The 18,827-nt window shown below is 58.7% G+C and carries 17 protein-coding genes and 1 pseudogene; 4 read left to right on the top strand and 14 right to left on the bottom strand.

Annotated features, from left to right (window positions below):
* Positions 1 to 96 precede the first annotated feature (96 nt).
* From ACQY39_RS12000 to ACQY39_RS11985, 4 genes are all read right to left on the bottom strand, one after another.
* On the bottom strand, positions 97 to 822 hold the full coding sequence (locus ACQY39_RS12000; protein WP_428506492.1) for an RES family NAD+ phosphorylase: 726 nt from the start codon (positions 820 to 822) through the stop codon (positions 97 to 99).
* The gene (locus ACQY39_RS11995) at positions 822 to 1,196 is read right to left on the bottom strand and encodes an antitoxin Xre/MbcA/ParS toxin-binding domain-containing protein (protein ID WP_428506490.1); all 375 of its coding nucleotides are present in this window, start codon (positions 1,194 to 1,196) and stop codon (positions 822 to 824) included. Before ACQY39_RS11995 ends, ACQY39_RS12000 begins: the two co-directional genes overlap by 1 nt.
* Positions 1,197 to 1,360: 164 nt before the next feature.
* Positions 1,361 to 1,846 carry a DUF2726 domain-containing protein gene (locus ACQY39_RS11990; protein ID WP_428506488.1) on the bottom strand — a complete coding sequence of 162 codons (486 nt, stop codon included), beginning with the start codon at positions 1,844 to 1,846 and terminating at the stop codon, positions 1,361 to 1,363.
* 1,344 nt (positions 1,847 to 3,190) lie between these two features.
* Entirely contained in the window at positions 3,191 to 3,313 is a 123-nt protein-coding gene (locus tag ACQY39_RS11985; protein ID WP_428506486.1) for a hypothetical protein, read from the bottom strand.
* Between the two features lie 200 nt (positions 3,314 to 3,513).
* On the opposite strand from ACQY39_RS11985, the gene ACQY39_RS11980 reads away from it, so the two are divergent.
* Entirely contained in the window at positions 3,514 to 5,562 is a 2,049-nt protein-coding gene (locus ACQY39_RS11980) for a P-loop ATPase, Sll1717 family (RefSeq protein ID WP_428506484.1), read from the top strand.
* Positions 5,563 to 6,353: 791 nt separating this feature from the next.
* On the opposite strand, the gene ACQY39_RS11975 is transcribed toward ACQY39_RS11980, so the two are convergent.
* From ACQY39_RS11975 to ACQY39_RS11965, 3 genes and pseudogenes are all read right to left on the bottom strand, one after another.
* On the bottom strand, positions 6,354 to 7,118 hold the full coding sequence (locus tag ACQY39_RS11975) for a FecR family protein (protein ID WP_428510793.1): 765 nt from the start codon (positions 7,116 to 7,118) through the stop codon (positions 6,354 to 6,356).
* 117 nt (positions 7,119 to 7,235) lie between these two features.
* Positions 7,236 to 7,331, bottom strand: a pseudogene (locus ACQY39_RS11970) (FecR/PupR family sigma factor regulator); the annotation flags it as partial.
* A 128-nt stretch (positions 7,332 to 7,459) separates the two neighbouring features.
* Positions 7,460 to 7,939, bottom strand: a complete 480-nt coding sequence (locus ACQY39_RS11965; protein ID WP_428506482.1) for an RNA polymerase sigma factor — start codon at positions 7,937 to 7,939, stop codon at positions 7,460 to 7,462.
* A gap of 238 nt (positions 7,940 to 8,177) precedes the next feature.
* Here ACQY39_RS11965 and ACQY39_RS11960 point away from each other — a divergent pair, with 238 nt between their 5' ends.
* Entirely contained in the window at positions 8,178 to 8,423 is a 246-nt protein-coding gene (locus tag ACQY39_RS11960) for a helix-turn-helix domain-containing protein (protein ID WP_428506480.1), read from the top strand.
* A 474-nt stretch (positions 8,424 to 8,897) separates the two neighbouring features.
* Here ACQY39_RS11960 and ACQY39_RS11955 read toward each other — a convergent pair whose 3' ends face one another.
* The 6 genes from ACQY39_RS11955 to ACQY39_RS11930 all read right to left on the bottom strand — a co-directional run bounded on the left by ACQY39_RS11955 (position 8,898) and on the right by ACQY39_RS11930 (position 15,216).
* Positions 8,898 to 9,446: an exonuclease domain-containing protein gene (locus tag ACQY39_RS11955; RefSeq protein ID WP_428506478.1), complete on the bottom strand. Its 549-nt coding sequence runs from the start codon at positions 9,444 to 9,446 to the stop codon at positions 8,898 to 8,900.
* Positions 9,447 to 9,482: 36 nt separating this feature from the next.
* Positions 9,483 to 10,373, bottom strand: a complete 891-nt coding sequence (locus tag ACQY39_RS11950; protein WP_428506476.1) for an AAA family ATPase — start codon at positions 10,371 to 10,373, stop codon at positions 9,483 to 9,485.
* On the bottom strand, positions 10,370 to 10,867 hold the full coding sequence (locus ACQY39_RS11945; protein ID WP_428506474.1) for a hypothetical protein: 498 nt from the start codon (positions 10,865 to 10,867) through the stop codon (positions 10,370 to 10,372). Before ACQY39_RS11945 ends, ACQY39_RS11950 begins: the two co-directional genes overlap by 4 nt.
* Positions 10,864 to 11,817: a CBASS oligonucleotide cyclase gene (locus ACQY39_RS11940; protein WP_428506472.1), complete on the bottom strand. Its 954-nt coding sequence runs from the start codon at positions 11,815 to 11,817 to the stop codon at positions 10,864 to 10,866. Before ACQY39_RS11940 ends, ACQY39_RS11945 begins: the two co-directional genes overlap by 4 nt.
* Before the next feature lie 61 nt (positions 11,818 to 11,878).
* Positions 11,879 to 13,405: a phosphorylase gene (locus ACQY39_RS11935; protein WP_428506470.1), complete on the bottom strand. Its 1,527-nt coding sequence runs from the start codon at positions 13,403 to 13,405 to the stop codon at positions 11,879 to 11,881.
* A gap of 947 nt (positions 13,406 to 14,352) precedes the next feature.
* Positions 14,353 to 15,216, bottom strand: a complete 864-nt coding sequence (locus ACQY39_RS11930; protein WP_428506468.1) for a hypothetical protein — start codon at positions 15,214 to 15,216, stop codon at positions 14,353 to 14,355.
* Positions 15,217 to 15,366: 150 nt separating this feature from the next.
* Here ACQY39_RS11930 and ACQY39_RS11925 point away from each other — a divergent pair, with 150 nt between their 5' ends.
* Positions 15,367 to 16,302, top strand: coding sequence for a hypothetical protein (locus tag ACQY39_RS11925; protein ID WP_428506466.1), 936 nt, complete (start codon positions 15,367 to 15,369; stop codon positions 16,300 to 16,302).
* 114 nt (positions 16,303 to 16,416) lie between these two features.
* Entirely contained in the window at positions 16,417 to 16,884 is a 468-nt protein-coding gene (locus ACQY39_RS11920) for a hypothetical protein (protein WP_428506464.1), read from the top strand.
* Positions 16,885 to 17,415: 531 nt separating this feature from the next.
* On the opposite strand, the gene ACQY39_RS11915 is transcribed toward ACQY39_RS11920, so the two are convergent.
* Positions 17,416 to 18,177 (bottom strand): OST-HTH/LOTUS domain-containing protein, encoded by a 762-nt coding sequence (locus ACQY39_RS11915; protein WP_428506462.1) that lies wholly within the window; start codon positions 18,175 to 18,177, stop codon positions 17,416 to 17,418.
* Between the last annotated feature and the right edge of the window lie 650 nt (positions 18,178 to 18,827).

Genomic DNA, 18,827 nt, shown 5'->3' with positions numbered 1-18,827 from the left:
CTGACCCACAAGCCCAGCCAAACTGCACGAGGTACCGATTTCAGTGACGGTAGTGTTTAACTGCAGGAGTACCCCGTCGCAGCATTGCATCTGACGCTAGAAATCCCAGCTGAAGGTCGTGCCGCTGTCCTTGTGGGTGACGATCACCCGAGCGCGGGTTGTACTACAGACCCATTCCTGCATGCCGAAGGGCGGAACTGAGCGCAGTGCCCGCGGGCTAAGAACCGCTGCGCAGTGCGTCCCGGGGCAACGCACCGACTCGTAACGAATCCACTCGACGCCATGAACGCGAGCCTCGGCGGCGACTGCCTGTGTGCTGCTGTAGTCGGCGCCGTGTGTCCACAGGGCGCGCCCAGCATCCCAAGGGGCCTCAGTCAGGTTCATTGACTGACCTTGGACACGAGTCTGAAAAAGCGTGTGCAGCGTCAGCAGTCCATCGGCATCCTTGGCCAAGCCTGCTGAATCGAGAATGAAGCGATGGCGCCAATATGCGAGCTCGGCGCACACGGTCTCCACCGATTCGGCGCCATACCAGATGCCAGCCTCGTTCGGGCGCCGAAACCGTGACTGGTAGGGCGAGGTGTATCGAAACGGTGTGAACAGCAAATAGTGAAGTCCCTGGCAGCCTTCAGGCAGCGGTGGCTTCGAAGCCTCCAGCATTCCTTCCAATGCGTCGTGTTCGGCGCTCGAATCGACGAGCCGCCATGTGGCGACTTGTGCTTGGCTTTCCACGCCTCGCCAGGCTGTCATTTCGGCCGGCGCGCAAGTCTGAAACCATGCTGGTTCCCAAGCGAACGGAATTTCGATTGGAGCCGTGGTCATCAGATCGGAGCGCGCATGCCGTCGAGGTAGGCCAGTGTGCGGCCCAGGCCCTCAGCCGTGACGATGAGTGTCGCCGGAACACCGTTCAGGGCTGAGTTGTGCGACTTCATCCAGGTCTGGCGCTTTGCGGCATCGCCGCCCACCAGCGCGTCGAGTGAGCGAAACACGCGCACCAGCATGAGGCTGAGTTGGCCTTCCTTGGATGCAGGATCAATGCCACGCTCGCCTTTCACGATGCGTGACACCGTCGGCTCACTGAATCCGACGGTCAGTGCCAACTCGCGGCCGTTAAGGCCCAGGGCTTCGGCGGCACGTTGCGTGGCCTTGCCCAGCACATGGGTGCGGTCAACTTCCATTACGGGGCTGGCTTGCATGGCTCTTCCTTAGGTGCTCTTTCTTATTTCTGCTGAAAGAATAGTAACCCAAAACAGAATTTTTCATCGTGCAGAGGCATAGCGAGAGCCAACTGGCTATCGCCAACACGCTGCGCGCTGGGGGCGTGGCCCTGTGATGCGACAACCGCCGTCTACCTGCAGCGTCAAACCCGAAGCGCCGGGTCCGCTGCGATAGGCGGGCGCACCGCGAGCTGGACTGCTTCAACGTCCGGTACGTTTTTGAACCGCATCACGCGATAGCCCGCGCGCTCCAGCAGGATGTCACGCCCGCGGTCATGATCTTCCCGACCACGGTGGCTGGCGTCATCGAGCTCGATGACCGCCACGACGTCGAAGGCCTTGCTCGCCAGGACGAAGTCCGCCACTTTGCGATTGAAGATGGCGCGAGTGGGTAGGTCTTTGGCCGTGATTAGTGCGGAGAACGCAACCTGGGTGAGCACGATGTGCTCAGGGAAGGCCTGCTGCAGGCGGTGAAACATTGCCTGTTCTCGATTCGTTAGCAGCTTGCGCGCGCGAATGTCGCCCCTGGCCCTGCGGCGCCCAGCGCTCATGCTCTTGATGGCGATCATCGTCACGGCCAGCCCGAAGACCATCAACAGGATCAAGGTCGTGGTCAGGTTCTTTGGCATGGGCTCTTCCCTTCAAACAAGCTGTCAGCACGAAGCCGACAGCGACTGTACCGACTGCCTGGGTGGCTTGTGCTGAGCTTGCACGCTAGCTAGCGTAAGGCTTCGTTGAGAGTCGCTGCCCTGAGTCTGGAGACATGGGGCGGGTCCCTTTGGTCGATATCAGGCTGGCGTACTTCGCTGTGATGTGCAGATCGTGGATGTAGGCGACCTTGAGGGTCTCTTGTAGGACGGCAATTGCCCCCTCTGCGTTGAGCGGCTCGAAACTTCGGGCTTTATCGATTTCTTCGCGAGCCTTGTTGCGGCGCTCAACTGACTTGCTTACCTGTGTACGAAGCTCGGCGGTGGCGCCCCGCTGCTCCTCCAGCCTCTATCCACTGAGCACAATGCTCATCTCCTAGGCGATCCGACCAGCTTCACAGGGACAAAGCTTGGGGCTTTCGGCCTCATTGATCATCCGTGCCGATTCCTACTGCCCACTTTGCTTGCCTGTACTGACTCGTACTAACCAGCCTCGGAAGACGCACCTTTGGGCTGGTTGTAGGCGCATGGATCCGCCAAGCATGTGGCCGCAATGTGCCCAAAGCGGAAATCCGAGATAGATGTCGAAGGGCGGCACCGTGCGCACATGGGAAAGCTACGATGGTCGGCATGGGGGTGCTGACGCTCTCAGATCGGGGATTCGGAATGAAAATGTCAATTTCGGCCGTGGCCTGCACGGTCTTGGCCCTAGCCGGATGTGCTCAGCCGGTGACACACGGGCCAATTCAGGGAGATGCGGTACCTGCAGCGGTCAGAGTTATTGCGCAGTTGTGCGTCCCAATTGGCGTTGATCGCAATTTCATTTCTGTTCAGACTGTCACGGCGTATTCCGTCGGCGGTGGCGGCCAGAAACTTACTGGGCGAACGAGCTCTTCCCAGGCGGTATTCGAGTTCTTTACAGCTCACCCCAACGAACTTCGCGCCATCCTGGTCCGCTTTCCCAATTCCGACGGCTCTTGGACAGATCATTTTGTCTATCGTCCGCCAAACCACATTGAGTTCGACAGTTGGTCGGTCTGGGAACAAGCGACGGCTATCGCCAAGGACGGCAATTGGGGCGTTGGGACGGGGATGGTCAACGGCGAAAGGCCCGCGGTAAGGGCTGTGCCAGCGGGATCTCCAGTCATGCGATATAGGCTCATGCCGTTCGAACACTACCTGGAGGGTGTGGGAAGGCGCAGAGACAATGGGCTGGACATGAACATTTCGCGTTGCGAAGCTGATGGTGGCCGCCTAGTTGAACCTAGTGGCCTGCCAACTGGCTCCTGAACCGCCCAAGTTGAGCGTCTGCAAGCAGCTTATTGCTCAAGTTCCGAGAATTTCGGCTTTGGGCACAAAGCGGCTGACGAGGCTGTTGAATTGAGCTTCAGGAATGTGCCCGAAGCCGAAATTGATCAGACGGCAGCAGGAGTCGCCGAATGCCGTCATTTGCCACATGCATGTCAACCAATAGCTTTGCCGGCCGCCTTCCGATGAAAACGCGGCAGTGATTGTCGAAATGCGGATGCCCTGAGCGGAGCCTGAGGGTCGCCCTAATGTCTAGAGGCAACGGACCTGATAGCCTGCTCTACAAGGGAGGCAAGCGGCCAAGCGCACGTTTGCCAGGTCACCGATCGACAAGGCAAACAATGAGCACCAAGTTCGTCCTTCCAAAGCGCGCTTTGGAGCGCATTCACATCGGCCAGGCATTCGCTGAGTACGACCTCATCCGGGACGAGCCCGAACTCTTCGTCTCGACGCCAGCGGCGCTGGCCGCCCTCGACCAAACTGCGCAGAAGTGCTTCTTCGTGGGGCGAAGGGGTGCTGGAAAGACGGCGATCACATATGAGTTACTCCGCCGCACCGCCGATGCGATCCCGATCGTTCCCCAGATTTTCGACCTGCTGCAGCTACCTTTTGCACACGAAGAGTTTCGGGATACTCGACAGCGCCCATTTAAGTCGCTCATGCACACCTTTGAGCGCGCACTTCTCGATGAGTGCTTCCGCCATCTTTTTGCAACTCAACGATTTAAGAATAAGGCTTTGCCGACAACTGTCACCAAGGAGCGCAATCTCATTGAAGACTGCGACTTTGATCAGCGGGTGCTGAGCCTTACTCAAGAAATATTTGACGCCTACTCAAAATCCCAAGACAAGCTGTGGCTTCGTCAAATAAATCGGAGCAAGGAACTGGGCGCTGAACTTCAATCCATAAGCGCTCAATCGAATTATCACTTTACTCTTCTTGTAGACCGTCTAGATGAATCTTGGGATGGATCTGAGTCCGCCATAGTTTGCCTAATGGCTCTGATGCATGCAACTGTTCGACTGAGTGCTTCGTATCCAGCGGTCCGCCCGTACATCTTTATTCGGGAAAATATCTATGACCGAATTCGGGCAATAGACAACGAGTTCTCGCGGCTCGAGACAGCCGTAGTATTTCTAGATTGGTCCGAGCAAAAGTTAATCGAGCTTGTGGAACGTCGCATCGTTCGCGCGCTTCCAACCAAGCCGAAACTGGGAGGGGATGCTTGGAACTGCTTTTTCGAAGAGACGCCAGACAGAAGCAGTCGAAGCGCCGTGATGTCACTATGCCAGCACCGTCCTCGAGACATTTTGATGTTGGTTAGTTACGCCATTGAGTCCGCAGTGAATAGCAGTCATCAAATTATTCAAATCGCTGATGTGGAGGCTGCCGCCAAGCGATATAGCACCAGCCGGCTGAAGGATCTTGGCGACGAGTTTGCTGAGAACTATCCCAATATTAGCGTGCTGCTCGAGCTTTTTTATGGGCTAGGAAACGAGTACTCTCTGCTTGGATTGGAGGATTTCATTGCCAAACTCATCGTCAACGACAAGATAAAGAAGCACTGCGCGACCTGGTTTTTCGACTACACAACCGCGAGCCGTCTCGTCGAATTGCTCTACGGAATCGGTTTCATGGGACTTCGTCGATCGGGTCGAACGATTTTCAAGGAACCCGGCAAAGACTCTAACGCCAAACTTCCCATCGACCAAGCAACCCACTTCGTCGTCCACCCAACTTACCAACCGGCCCTGAATCTTAGAAGTATTCTCATCCAAAAGGTTTCCGAGGATACGCCTCTTAAACATGAAGGCATTCTTGAGGATCTCCCCGAGAATTACCGCTTTGACCAATACAAGGAAGAGCTCAAGAAAACGCTGGAAGATCTAAAAACTCTACCGCTGGGTCATGCAGGGGCGAAAGAATTCGAAGAGATCGTGGGCCAGGTGGTGAAACTTTGCTTCTTCCGCTCCCTTACGAACATCCAGCCTAAGGCCCGCACGATAGACGGATCGCAAATTCGAGACTGGATTGCATCAAATCGAGCCAGCGATGGCTTCTGGGACGTAGTGCGAACAAAGTACGGTGCGACTCAAGTAGTCTTTGAATGCAAGAACTATGAGGAGTTGTCTGCAGATGATTTTCATCAAGTCAACTACTATTTCAGCGAAACATTTGGAAAGTTTGGTGTTCTCGCTTTTCGAGGCAATGAGATTAAAGACTCATATTTGCGGCATGTTGGAAATGTTGCCAATAAGAACCGGGCGGGCTTTGTATTAATACTCACGCAACGTGACCTGGAGGTATTTCTCCGACAAGCAATCAATGGTGTCTTCAAGGAAGCACACATCCAGGACCGTTATGATTTTTTCGTTCGGTCCATCTCCTGAGAGGCACAGCGGAACGACAGCCAGCGCTGCACTGCTGTCATTCTCACTGGACCTCAGGCGCCAAACTCGAAGTCGGCAGACAGCCGGTTCCTGTAGCTCGGTGATTTTCGGCTTTGGGCACATTGCTGCCCCACGATTGCCGAATCCAATTGGCTGCAACCAGCCTAAACCTGCGTTCTAAATCCATCAGATCAACATAGCGCCCGGGTCCGCCAAAACCCCAAACCACAGCAGCGCGCGGAAAGGCAAGATTGGCATCCAAATGCTGGCAGCTAGCCTATCCTGCACTCAGCTTTCTCTACTGTTCTTGATCTTCAAAGTTGCGGCCAAGCGCTGAAATTCGAGCTCAAGTCATCGCCAATGCCTAACTTTCCGAGCACGCGGCGAGCTTGGTCGCTAGCCAACCGACAGCAACCTGGCGGATGTGGGCCGAAACCGGACCATATCCGGACCGTATCCGGACCGTATCTGGACCGTATCCGGACCAAAACCGGACCGTAAGCGAACCGTATCCGGACCGTATCCGGACCAAAAGCGGACCATATCCGGACCGTATCCGGGCCCTTTTGAGCCCAGTGCACGTTTGGCCTCCCAGGCACGACATCAAGTCGGCCGGAACGGGCTCCGGCGGCCTGGCATCGGGCGTGGCGGGTGTCAGCGGTGCCGGTCTGGCCAAAGGCCTGTCCGGCACGGGGGCGCGTTCATGCATCGCATGAAGGCATTGAAGCCCCCATCTGCTGACACGGGAGCGGGCCGCCTCTTCCCTGCCCTGCCACTGCTACAGCAGCGCTTTAGCGGGGAGCCAGCTCCAAACTATCAGAGTGGTCCCTGACGTCCAAGCCATGCAGCGCCGCCACCGCGCGCGCAAAGTTTGCACTGTCAGCGGTCCTGAACAGGCCACTGACTCGCAGCGCCTTGAGCCTGTCGGCATGGACGATCACGATGGGCTTCGAGCTGTAGCGGTTCATCTCGGCCACGGCCTCATTGAGGGTGACATCGTCAAACGAGGCCTCACCACGTGTCCAGGCCACAGCTCGGTCCAGGCCTGGCCCTTCAACTCGCACCTTGGAGACCCCTGAAGCGGCCATTGCGCCATCAACGCGCACACGTTCCCCAGCAGTCATCACGACCGGATCAGCACCCGCCGCTACGCCCACCAGACCTGCCTGAGGCCGCAAGACAACCTGCCCCTCGATCAAAGTCACTTCGAGCGAGGTGCTGACCTCCTGACTGCTCGACTGCAAGCGCACGAGAAACGACGTTCCCGTCGCCTTGACCTCAGTCTCGCCCGCCGTCACCAGGAAGGGGCGACTTGCGTCCTTGGCCACTTCGAACAGCGCCTCCCCGGACTCGACGTCAACGAGCCGCTGAGACGAACTCAGACGTGCCCGAACTTTGGTGGCGGTGTTCAGAGACATGCGACTGCCGTCCTGCAGCATCACCACCCGGTGCTCCCCCACTCCCGTGGCGTACACCTCTCCAGTGCGCCAAGGCTGCAGCGCCAAAACCAGCACGGAGGCCAGCACCAGGAAAACCCCTGCCAAGGCCCACTGCATAGGCCTGGTGACTCTCACTCTTTGTGGTGGAACCCTTTTGGCACTGCTCAAGGTGTTGGCATACGCACTGAGACTGAGATTCGCAACCTCCTGCCATGTCTCTGTGCACCGCTCGAAAGCAAGCCGATGCGAGGGTGACTGGGCCTGCCAAGCCAAGCACTCGCGCACCATAGCTGGCGTGCGGCTGGGGCCATGCAATCGGGCGATCCACACAGCAGCTTCGGCAGCGATGTCAGCCGACACCAATGGCGGAAGCCGATCCCCGGCTTCTGCAGCCAACTCGTCTCGCCCACTACCCACCCCCCCTGCCCTACCGGGCTCCCCATCAAACTCAGCAACCACTACCAACCTTCCATCCAGCAAGTCAGCTGCAGGGTGGCCTTGGCGACATGCTTTTCCACCGTGCTGATGCTCAAGCCATGATTCTGGGCAATCTCTTGGTAGGTCAAACCATCGATCCGGTGTGACAGAAAAATGTCCCGGGTCTTCTCAGTCAAGCGCCCTAATCCAAGGCTTAAACGCGCCATGCGCTCCCGAGCCAGCACGATCGCCTCAGTGCCAGGAGCTGTGTCGAGCAGGACCACCTCATCCACCATCAACTGTTCGCCGTGGCAGACGCTGGACCGATGAGCATCAATGGACAGATTCAGAGCCGTTCGCATCATGAAAGCCTCAGGTTTGGCAACCACCTGCGCGTCTTCATAGCAAGCCAGGCGAACCCAAGCCTCCTGCACAAGGTCGTCCGCGTCATGGGAGGAACGACCGCTGCGCATCAGCGCGGTGCGTATGCGGAAAAAGACCGGGGGTAGTTTCTTGAGCATGGGATATCCCTCCAGGCAGGGTCAGACAGATAGGGCTAAAGCCAAGGCGGCCAGTTCAGATCGAGCAGCAGCTCGGACTGCAGCCCGAGCCACAACGCGCCCCTCCGTATGCAACAGAAAAGGCACTCGAAGCAGCTCGGCCACCTCGATCTGTGCCGCGCACCGCGTTCGTACAAAAACCGTAGAATGTGGATGATCGTCCGTGGTGCTATTGACGTCAATAGCAAACCATTTATGGATGCCGCGCAAGTCTCCTCGTCACGCTCAAACACCAACACTGTTGGCGTTCGGCGCAGCTGTCCGAGAACGTCGGCTGAGTCTTGGCCTGTCTCAGGAAGCCTTGGCCCACGAGGCGGGAATCGACCGCTCCTACGTGAGCAGCGTCGAGCGCGGCGGGCAGAACGTGGGGCTTGTACTCGCAGCCCAAATCGCGCAGGCCCTAGACACCAGTTTGGCGACCTTGGTCGCGGCCGCCCGGCTTTAAGGCCCAGCGACTGATACCGAGCATCGGCTTGAGGCTAGGAGCTGGCGTTCCTGTAGGCTAGGCACCTGGCCCAAATTGACCCATAGGGGCCGGTCGGTCTTCAGCCGTTAGAGGCAGCATGTACCTACAGCAAAAGTTCCTCGACCGTCAGAACTAAGCCGATAGCGGTCTGCTGGCTCTAATCGACTGAGGGGCGGCTATCGACGAAAGCGGCCAGTCAGTTTGATCCAGCCGACCGGCCGCAGCCGCTGCTGACCCACCTATCAACATTTGATGGGCAGGTTCAGGCTGAAGAGAGTCAATCGCGATCGGTAGTTCAAACGACCGATGGGATCAGCTCCCGCCATTCGACGAGCAACCATTCGTGTGTCCGCTACCCCCCAGACCCGACACTCGATGGACTCCTGTCGTTGGGGGCGGTCCTGGAAGACAAAGGCGAGGTGCGACGGCTAAGCTGTACCGAGCTGATGCCGATTAGGGCTGAGTCAACTTGAGTACGAGACGGAAGAGCTCCGCTTGGTACAGCGCGTCATGCAAGGCGTCATGGTCGCCCTGGAGAGTCGGATTCAACCTGCGAGCCATGGCGCTGGATCGCGTGTCCTGCCACGTACTGCCTGTGGCGCCCATGTACAGCGCCTTGATGTCCACCGCCGTGAAACCAAAGGGGTTTGAGCCGGTGAAACGATGGAAGTAGTAGTTGACGAACGACCAGTCGAACGGAGCGTTGAGGCCAACGAAGACCGGGAGTTCCCACTGCGTGCACTGCGAGCCAACCCACGCGGCGAAATTCAGCATTGCAACATCGGGCGGAAGCCCATCCTTGGCGAGCGTTTGCAGCGACAGGCCGGTGACCTCCAAAGCCTCCGGCACGAACTTGTCGCTGATCGGTTTGATCGAACACGAGAACGTCCTGCTCGGATCATCCACGCAGCAAGCACCCAGCGTGAGCATGCTGTATTCGCCGGGGATGGGGCCGGCGGTTTCGACGTCGACGGAGATGAAGACTTCCTGCTTAGTGGTCATGGGCTCTCCTGTTCCAGTTGTGGCTGCCGAACGCTGTCAATCGGCCAGCGCTGGTGATGGCGACGTCACCAGCAGCGCGTGCTCGAAGTGCGCGAACGTGAGGCCAGTCTCAGGGAAGGCCAGCGCAACGGCCGCCGGGTAAAGGCGCGTCCGAATGTCGGAGTAGGTCCAAGAGGGTTTACCGGCCAACGCGCCCGTCGAAGCCACGAGCGATGCGATCTGGGGCGGCGTCAGGCCTAGGTCCGCCAGATCCATGTCGAAAAGGTCTTTTCGCTGCCCAGCATTGGGCCGGCGGAAATGCTCGACCACCGCAGCTCGGCGCTGGATGGCGGGGTCAAGAACAGACATCCGGTTCGTGCACAGGATCGTGAAGATCCGGCCCTTACTGGACCGCAGCTCATCGATGGCCTGGATGAGCGTGTTCACCGCTACCTTGTCCTCGTGATGGCTATGCTCCTGGGTCCGCGAGGCCGCCAGGGAGTCACCCTCGTCGATGACCAGGATCGCGCGGCGATCCTTGCCAATGGACTTCTTGATCTCAGCGAAAGCCTCGGAGATCAATGTCCCCATTTCGCCAACGCTGCCGGTTCCGCGCACGCGATTGCTTAGCTTGAAGAGCATCGAGTCTTCGATCTTCGCGTCCTTGGCAATGCGATTGCCGATCGCTTCGGCCATGGCCGACTTGCCGGTGCCGACGTCGCCGTAGAAGATGGCAAACGGGTACTGATCTCGAAGCACATCCACCAGCGCCAAGCGCTTGCCATGGTGCTGCTTGCTCCAGGCCTCAACACGGTCGAGATTGATAAGCAACTGCAACTGCTTGCTTACCCTGAGATATAGGCTCTCGAAGCCAAGCAACCCCTTCGTGCGAGCGGTGATGTCTGGGTCGGGCAGGGGGGTCTTGCTTTCGAAGACAGAGGTGCTCATGTGAAATCCTTTCGCGTCACACCGAACGCATTGCTGCTGTAGTCGCGCCCACCGGATTCTTTGAGGGATACGTGGGCGGTGCTTGCATCCGTTGGAACCCAGCCGAGCTTGAGGTTCGGGAGAGTCTTCTCCTTCACCGCCGCGGTGTAGTCGTTGGTGTAGCTCAGGATGATCCGCAAGAATGGCTGGTTCACCTCCGGCCAAAGAACGCCGCCGGGCTTGGATGGGGTGAGATCGTTGCTCCCTACTTGGACGACGTACTGGACGGCCTTCACTTCCGCATCAGCACTCAGAAGGGTGACATCGACCATCTTGAGGTATCCCCGTTGGGCGAGGTACTCGACGTCATGGCCGTACTTAGCGGCCTCGGCCTCGGTCATGCTCTTAGAGCTCTCCGCGATCATTCTCAAGTCCGACGTGAATCGACGGACAACCTTGGCGACATCCTCCTGCGTGAAGGTGAAGGTCTTGGTAATGCTGCTGGTGCCGCTCATTCGTCATCCTCCACTTTGAAGCGTGGGCCAAATACTTCTTTCCAAAGTTCCACGTCGTCCTCATCTGATGCGTGCACTGCGTCTTCCCACGACTGGTGGGCAGCCTGCTTGATCTCAAGTCGCTCTGCCTCTGTGATCCGAGAAGCCGCGTTGTTGCGGTTGTTGACAGGGTCGACGATCACGACAGGGTCGCTGAATTGCACGGCTGAGCTTCTACGGTTCTCGACGAAGTCGATGCGATCCTTCAAGCCGTATTGCGCAATGTAGAGAAGGAAGTCCCTGAAGCGCTTCTCGATGCTGCCGCCAGTGCCGTTCTTCTCCAGTAGATGCGCCATGATTAGCTCGATGTGGAACGACTTCAGGCCGGCCGGCTTGTGATGGTTTTTCCACCTTTTACCCATCCGGACCAAAGTTCTGAAGTGCGTATCGGTGTTCTTCCGATCGGCGACAAACTTGATCGAGCAGGGTGCGCAGGTTTCGCTCTTGGAGCCGTCCTGGATGTCGAACTGCCAACCGTAGTCTGGGCGCGTTGGATCCTGGATCAAGGGGACGATGTCGACGGCCAAGCCTGATCCCACGAAGGTGACGGTCGCAGCACGTCGTTGGATCTCGAAGTCCTCGACCTTCTTGTTCGGATAGATAGCGATCAGCAGCTCGTAGATGGTGTCGCTCAGCTGCTTGAATGTCTCGTGGTTCGCGTCCTTGCCGGTGATGTAGAACACCACGTCTACGTCGACCGCGTCGTCGTTGGTCTTGCGCAGGATGGTGTATTTCGCGAACGAGCCTGCCTTGACCACCTTGGTGACCTTCAGTTCTTCGCGGTTCTCGACTTGCTTTCGCAATTCCTTGATCAGGCGATCAACCTGCTCGTGGTACTCGGTGCGCTTCTTCTGCGTCAGGCGCAGCACATTGCTGTCGTACCAAAGCAGTTGTGTATTTGTCAAAGGCAAAGTGGTCCTCCCAAAGGCGCTCTACGGCGCGCGTGACCGGGTTGAAAAGATCTAATGGCTTCTAGGAGCCTATGCCGAACACGACCAGGTCTGCAGCAACGATGGCTGCGGCTCTGGACGCCAGATCGTGGAACGTGTTGTCCTTCTTCGTATCGCCGAAGTCGCTGATGCCACGAACGATGAGCGAAGGGACACTGTGCTGCGCGCACGCCGCAAAGATACCGGCGGCCTCCATTTCAGCCACCTCCACCTTGCCGTGAAGATCACGCAACTGCCGGAACTTTTCAGGATCCCGCAGCAGCTTCTCGCCACTGCCGATGGTTGCGGCCTGCGGCATCAAGCGCTTGGATACCGCTCCGGCATCCGAGGTCTCCGGGAAGACCAGGTCTTGGTGCGCGCGCGCGCTATCGATGCGTGCGGAGGCGGACTTGGCTGAGGCGAGGTAGTTCGCGATGTCCTGCTGCACGGAAAACTCCGGGCGATAAATCTCGGGCCGTGCTTCGGTCTTGCCGCCGTCCAACAGCGCCGCCCCTTCATAGGCGACAACCCGATCGGCGATGATGACGTCGCCCAGTGCGGTTTTTTCGCGCATGCCGGCCGCGATGCCGATCATGACCACGAGCTTGGGCTTGAACTCCATCAGTAGCGTGGCGGTGATGGCTGCGGCATCAACATTGCCAGCGGTGCCGAACGTGGCGATCGTGCAGGTGGCAAGCGTGCCCTTGTTCGTCCGCACTTGCGCGCGCCAGTGGTTCTGCCCGATATCGGTTTTGGCGGCTGGGGTTTCTTCATCGATCCCAAAGGCCAAGCGGGCCGCGTTGAGTTCGATCGGCAGCGCCGTCAGCACCAACACGTCCGTGGGCGCTGCGTATGCCTCGGCCGCAAGCTCGTTCTCCAGGATCGCGACAACATGCGCCGCGATCTCGGGGACCGGCAGGGCCGGCTCCTCAAGTGACAGAGCGGGCGTTTTGGAGACGACCTCTGCGCCGGTATGGCTCAGGTAGGACAATGGCGCCGACATGAACTTCCTGTACACACCCAGCGCGCCTTCACCGTCCTCGCTATTGGCCCCGATCTTCAAATCCATCGGATAGACCGGCAGGCCCAGTTTCACCATCTTGTAGGCTCGATCGGAGACCCCCTTGCCGCCGCCGAGCGCAAGCATCCCCGATGCGTGAGAGGCCTGGGCGTCCCCGATGTTCCCACCGGTGACGACCTCATCGGGGATGACATCGACCTTGGCAAGCCCACGCATCGAGAGACGCGCGATCAGTGCGCGCTGTTCGGGGTTCATGCTTGCTTGGCGATGCCGCTCAGCCAGGACGATAACGACGCGGGGCGATGTCGCCTGACCAGGATGGCAAACATCGATCTCACGGAGGATCGTCCAGTCAAAGATCAGCGGTTGCTTTGCCGCATTGACCGGCTCAGAGGCGGTGTAGACAACGAATCCATCTCCAGCCTCTAGCACCTTCTTGGTGACTTCGCGTACGAACTCGTGTGCCCGATCGATGGACGTCGCTGCAGCGGACTCCGATGCGCTTCCCGCGAGTAGGAAATACTTGGGCCTGTAATTCGACTGATTCATTCGGCTTCGGAAGACTGCCTGTCAATCAGCCATCGGAGGCGCAGCGAATAGAGCAAAGCCACTCGCGCCGCGTGCGGCTGCGAGCTGATGCCCTGGGCGCTTTGCTGACAGCCTCCGCTTGCTGTCGCCGGTGTCTTCGCTCTGTCTTGTTGGAGGATTAGTGAGCGTAACCAGAAGCAACCAACTATAGCAGCGGCAACTCGCCGTTATGTGCGCGCTTCGCCAAGGGATGCTACTAAGGATCTCGTTTCGCAACCTCTCCAACGATCCCGAAGAGATCCTCCAGTGCTGCGTTGGCATCGTTCTGCAGATTTGCCCCTATCAGTTCGTAGCGTAAAGGGCCGTTCCATCGCGCGTCGAAAGACTACATGAACAGAGGCTTTCCTTTGGTGCCGACTTGTGAGTCCCTTGCCGTGACGCGATGCACCGGTGGGGCGTACGACACCGCTAATGTCACCAGACCTCTTCGGACCGGCCGCTGGCCCAACGACAAACAGAGCCAATCAGTGACCGGTACTTGACCGACAGCATTAGTTAGCTATTGGCGAGTGCGAGGCTGCTCCCGCTGCATATCTGCCGGCCGACGGCCAACGACACCTTCAGTCTGACCTGAGTCATCCTCGCGTAAGTCCTGGACGGCAGCAATAGTGAACGCCGGTCATTGGGCAGCGCCGGCGACGTCCGGCGGTTTCACCCGCGGAACCAGTCACTCGCCTGCGGGACAGGCCACGCACAAGCTCTAGCTGCAGCTTCAGCACGCCGCGGCAAACTAGTGTGGACACTGAGCGGTCAACCAGCATCTTTCAAGATGTAGACGTTAGCCGTAGCCGAAGTAGCAGCAGCCCAACAATTTTGCTGCGCAGCGAGATTCACTCCAGTGGGCTTGGCTGAGGCGGGGGTTTAGGCGGCCACCGAACCAAACTGCCTTGCGCCCCGCATCGCCGCATTCACGTCCGCCGGCTCGCGGCTGACGCCGGCGCAGGTGGCCGCGTGGCCTCCTCACGCATCCGTCGCTCACCCCTCCAGGGCTTAGGCTCAAGGTCTCGAAACAGCAGAAGGGAGGCACGCTGGCGGTACGAAGTCGCGATGCTTGTCTGGGTCCTTTCGACCCGTTGATCGAAAAGTCGGTGCAGCCGTTCCTGGCGTTGCTCCGGGGTCCGAAGTGCGTCGTACCGGGAGAGAAATTCATCGATTCGGCGCGCGAAGTCGCCGAGCGACTCAAGCACCGATAGGTCTGCCGCGGCCTTCTGGCGTACACCGACGACTTTCTCGTCAGCAGACTGCCGCTCCGCTTCGAGGTCGGATGCAATGGACGTAGCCCAATCTCGCCAAACTACCAAGTCAGCAGGGTTCAGCACTTTCACTTCATCCGCGCGGGCGAGGTAACGATTGACGCACTCGACCACGTCAACGTCCAACCGAAGGCGGAATTCGGATTCAGGTGCTCCGGGCGGAATCGTCATGAAGCTTTGGCGCACGTCAGCGCACTCATCAGCAGCGGCACGTGTCGCATTGCGTAGGTAGTTGTCACGGCTGAGCCGGTACGTCTCCGTCCTTGCCTCGGCCAGGGAACTCTCAACCGCTTTCAGCCCTGCCTCTGGGCGCGCCAGCTGTTCGTCGACTGCAGCCCTCTGGTAAAGCGGTATAACCGTGTAGAACAAGCCTGCCAAGGCCAACCCGATCCCCACGATCTGGAAGATGGACGCTCCTCGGGAGAGCCAGCTATCCCAGTGCGACGACACCCCTACTGGCATGACCTCCAGCGTGGCGATGCCGCAACGTCGAAGCTGAAGATTACGAGGCGGGGTCAAGCCGGGCTGTCAGGCCGGCCGCAGAGGCGGTTTCATTCGGGGATGCTAACCGCCAAGTTTCCGGGCGCCGCTAGTAGCGTGCGCAGGCGCGCATAGGGAAGAATCGCCCGAAGCGCAGGCACAACCCCGCGCAAACGAACTACAAGACACATGACCACGTCGCCCCCTACCTCTGAATTGACTTCCTCCACACTTCTGTCCGTCAAGTTCTGGCTCGCGCCTTACGCACTTGCGGTCTCCACCCTCTATCTCTGGGGCTACTGGGGAACCTTCGGAATCAACGTGCTGGACTACATCGGAATCAGCGACATCGTCAAGGCGGCGGTCTACCCCGTCATGACGGGACTGATAGCCCTTGCCGTAGGAGCGCTGCTGGGCGAGCTGATGTCGCCGCGGCTAGAGCCGGGTGCCGGCGCCAACACGCGCATTGGCAAGCTGCTCAATAACTCCTTGCCATTTCTCGGAACAGCTTACGTTGTCTTGCTGGCCGTTGCGGTGATGTTTAGCTGGCCGAACAAGTGGCTCGTCGTGGGAGTGCTTGTCGCGGTCCCGGTCTACTTTCAGCTGAAGAAGTCGGCATTGCTTGCCAACGAAATTCCGTCGGACAGCGCTCGATCCATCATCATCTTTATGCTCATCATGGCGGTGCCCGTCGCGTTCGACCGTGGTCGCTCAGAAGGAAGCGCTGTGGTCGATGGAGCCAGCTATCAGACCGTGACTTCTGAACTGCCGACCAAAGATGCAACGGCGAGGCTTGCTCATGCTGATAAACAGCGTTTCATCGGCAAGCTCGGTGACCGCTTCGCATTTTATGATCCGGACGCGCGTTCGGTATCGCTCATTGCGGCATCCGAGATAAAGGTCCTCACGTTGACCAGCAGTGCGCTTACTGGGACCAGCGTTGCAGCGACTGCAACACAGCTGTCCGCAGGCTCGGCAGCGAGCAGCGCGGCCTCCGCGGGGGGCGCATCTCCTAGAGCAAACGCAGCGCCCCCTGGTTCTGCGGGAGTTCAAGTTCCGGTGCCCCAACCCGAAAGCGCTTCAAAGGCAAATCAGTCAGGCGCTGTCACTCGGCCTGGCACTTGAGCATGTATCCGGTCCGAAATCGCTAGATGGATGACGTCGGTATCCGCTGAGAATTCGAAGTGCCGGCCAGAAGCGGCTTTCGACGATTGACGGCCTTCGAGTAGGCTTGAACGCATGCTTACACCACCTACTAATCGGCTTAATGAATTGCTCGCACTGGGTGGGCTTGCCTTGGTCGCACTTGGCTTCACGGTCCCGCTCCAGAAGTACCACGAAGCTGATGTCCACCGGATTGAAGCAAAGGCCAAGGATCGAAAGGCCGCATCTGCCTATCGCCGCTACGCTGAGAAGGTGAACGAGATGATCCGGATCAGCAACGAAGCCGTCGCCAGTGTTGTTACAGGCAAAGAGCGCAAGGAGATCGCCGCCAGGATTCACGCATTGAATCCCGACACTGAGAGTTTGGGGCGGGAGATGGATGGCATATTGGGCGATTCACGCAAGCACGTGGATTTGGCGGCTCATCTTCAGTTGCTTCGAAATCTCTGGTTCACTGTTGCTTCCGCTTGCGTCTTGGGTGGCATTGCAGCGGCCTTCATTGGATTTAGGCAGTGGTCTATGCAACCGAAGGATGTGCGCTAACTGCCCGCGCTTCGCGCCGAGGTGACGAGTAGGCACCTTCGGTTGGGCGGTTGAGTGACTGCATTGCAGCGATTCATTTCGGAAGCGCTAGCTTTCGCTCCGGGTCGGAAGTGCCATTCCAAAGCTTCGAGGACCAGACATTCCGGCGCGATTTGACGCCGACAGCCACAGGCAGACAAGCGTCGCGAGAGCAGCACCTTCGATTCCGGTCGTCGAAGCCGTCAACTGGCAAGAGCGCCAGCGGTTGCTTCTTGCCGGGCAGCGTGAACTCGGCGGCTGATCGCCTGCTGACCTCCGCCTATGAACCCACCTGTCGGCTTTGGGATTTTTTCCGACGCTCAGTCTGGGTGTCTGAACGTCCGGACCCCGCCGGAATCAGCCCCTCAGTGCGGAGCTCGCCGAATGGCGGTTCAAGCGATTACTGTTGAACGCCCCGTCTTGCTTCTGTCGACATCGACCCACAGCCGTCAGATGTGAAGCGTCATCACAAATTGATCGCAAGCTGGATTGCAGCGTCAAGAGCCCCCGAATTCACATCCCGGACCGCAAGCGAAACCAGGCCACCCTACGACCATCGTCGCTCACCCGGTACTCCAAGTCGAACATTCGAGATTCCGAAAGCACCTGCGGCCAGGTCCGACAGCCGTACTTGGCGGGAGTCTGCTCGGCGTGGTCAGCCTCTATCCAAGCCTGGGCCCGTTCCAGCCTCGCCCAGCCATCCTCAGAAAGCTCCGTGGCAGCCTGCCTTAGCACCGAAACGATGCCGGAAAAAGGCCAACTGAAGCTGCCGTCTGGCGCGATGCCGTTGACCACCATGTCATGGAAGGCTTCAGTTGCTGCGAAGGCCGCCATCATTGCGCGTGCCTTCTCCATACCCTGAGCCCAGGCGAGCAACTCGCAGTGGTGGAGTTCAATACGCTCGTAGCAGTGTTCGAGGTGCTCCAGGGCGGCAGTGCAACCCGCGTCGCTGCCAAGGTCGAATTTCTCAATGAGATGGTGCACCAGCTGGTTTCGCATGACCACCAATTCCTCGATAGCTGCCCGCGTTATGGCCAGCCGTTGAGGCTCCATCGTGATCCGATGACTCACCGCCAGGGAGGTATGGTCGGTGGGCACTTCGCCTACTGGTAGCAGGTCGCGCTCATAGCCGTCAGGGACGGCATAAGTCTCGAACAAAGACTTGACCAACGTGCCAAGGGTTTTGTCAGCAAACTTCTCGACGCGAGTGGCAAGCTGCGTCTCAATGGTCCGTGCAGGGCCCGCCAACTCGTGGTGGACCAGCAGAGCCTTCATCAAGCACTCGTACTGTTGCAGGCGCAGCATGCATCGGCCCAAGAGGCGCTCGACCTCTACTTGTGGCTCAGTACGTCGATCATCACTCATCGCATATCGGGTCACGAAAAAAACTGTATCTAAGGCCTTATGCAGACGGCTGGAGCGCACCTCGGCGCATGCGCAAGGTTAGCCTTGGCAAAGCTGGTTTCTTTGAGAAACAGGCAAGCCTGGGCCGGCATCGTGCAACTCACGCGGCTTGGTGAAGTATCCACGGCCTGCTACACCGGGCAATAACCCAAGACTGCTCCGACCAAAGCTGCCGCATTCGTACCGTGGGAACGCTCAATAGCGAGCATCGCCGGGGCGATGCCGAAAAGCATCGATGGTGATCCACTCGCGACGACCTGTTGAAGCGTCGCATGGGGCACTTTTGCTGACGAACGAGGCTGGCATCCCCGATGACACGAACTCGCGCCAGGTTCGGCGCCCGGCTCCGCGCAAATCGCAGAAAAAAGTCACCGCCAGCAAAAATGTACGTTGGGCTGAGGCCAAAAACGTCCAGCGAAGCACCCCAACAGCCACCCCCCGGTTTACCCATTGGTTTACCCATTGAGCGTAATCGCTGCCGGAAAAGAAAAACGGGTTAGCTGCTTTCGCTGCTAACCCGT

The sequence above is a fragment of the Roseateles sp. genome, assembly GCF_965262435.1.
Taxonomy (GTDB): Bacteria; Pseudomonadota; Gammaproteobacteria; order Burkholderiales; family Burkholderiaceae_C; genus Paucibacter_A.
The sequence above is the reverse complement of the archived record's forward strand: the minus strand, read 5'-3'. Positions and strand labels throughout refer to the sequence as shown.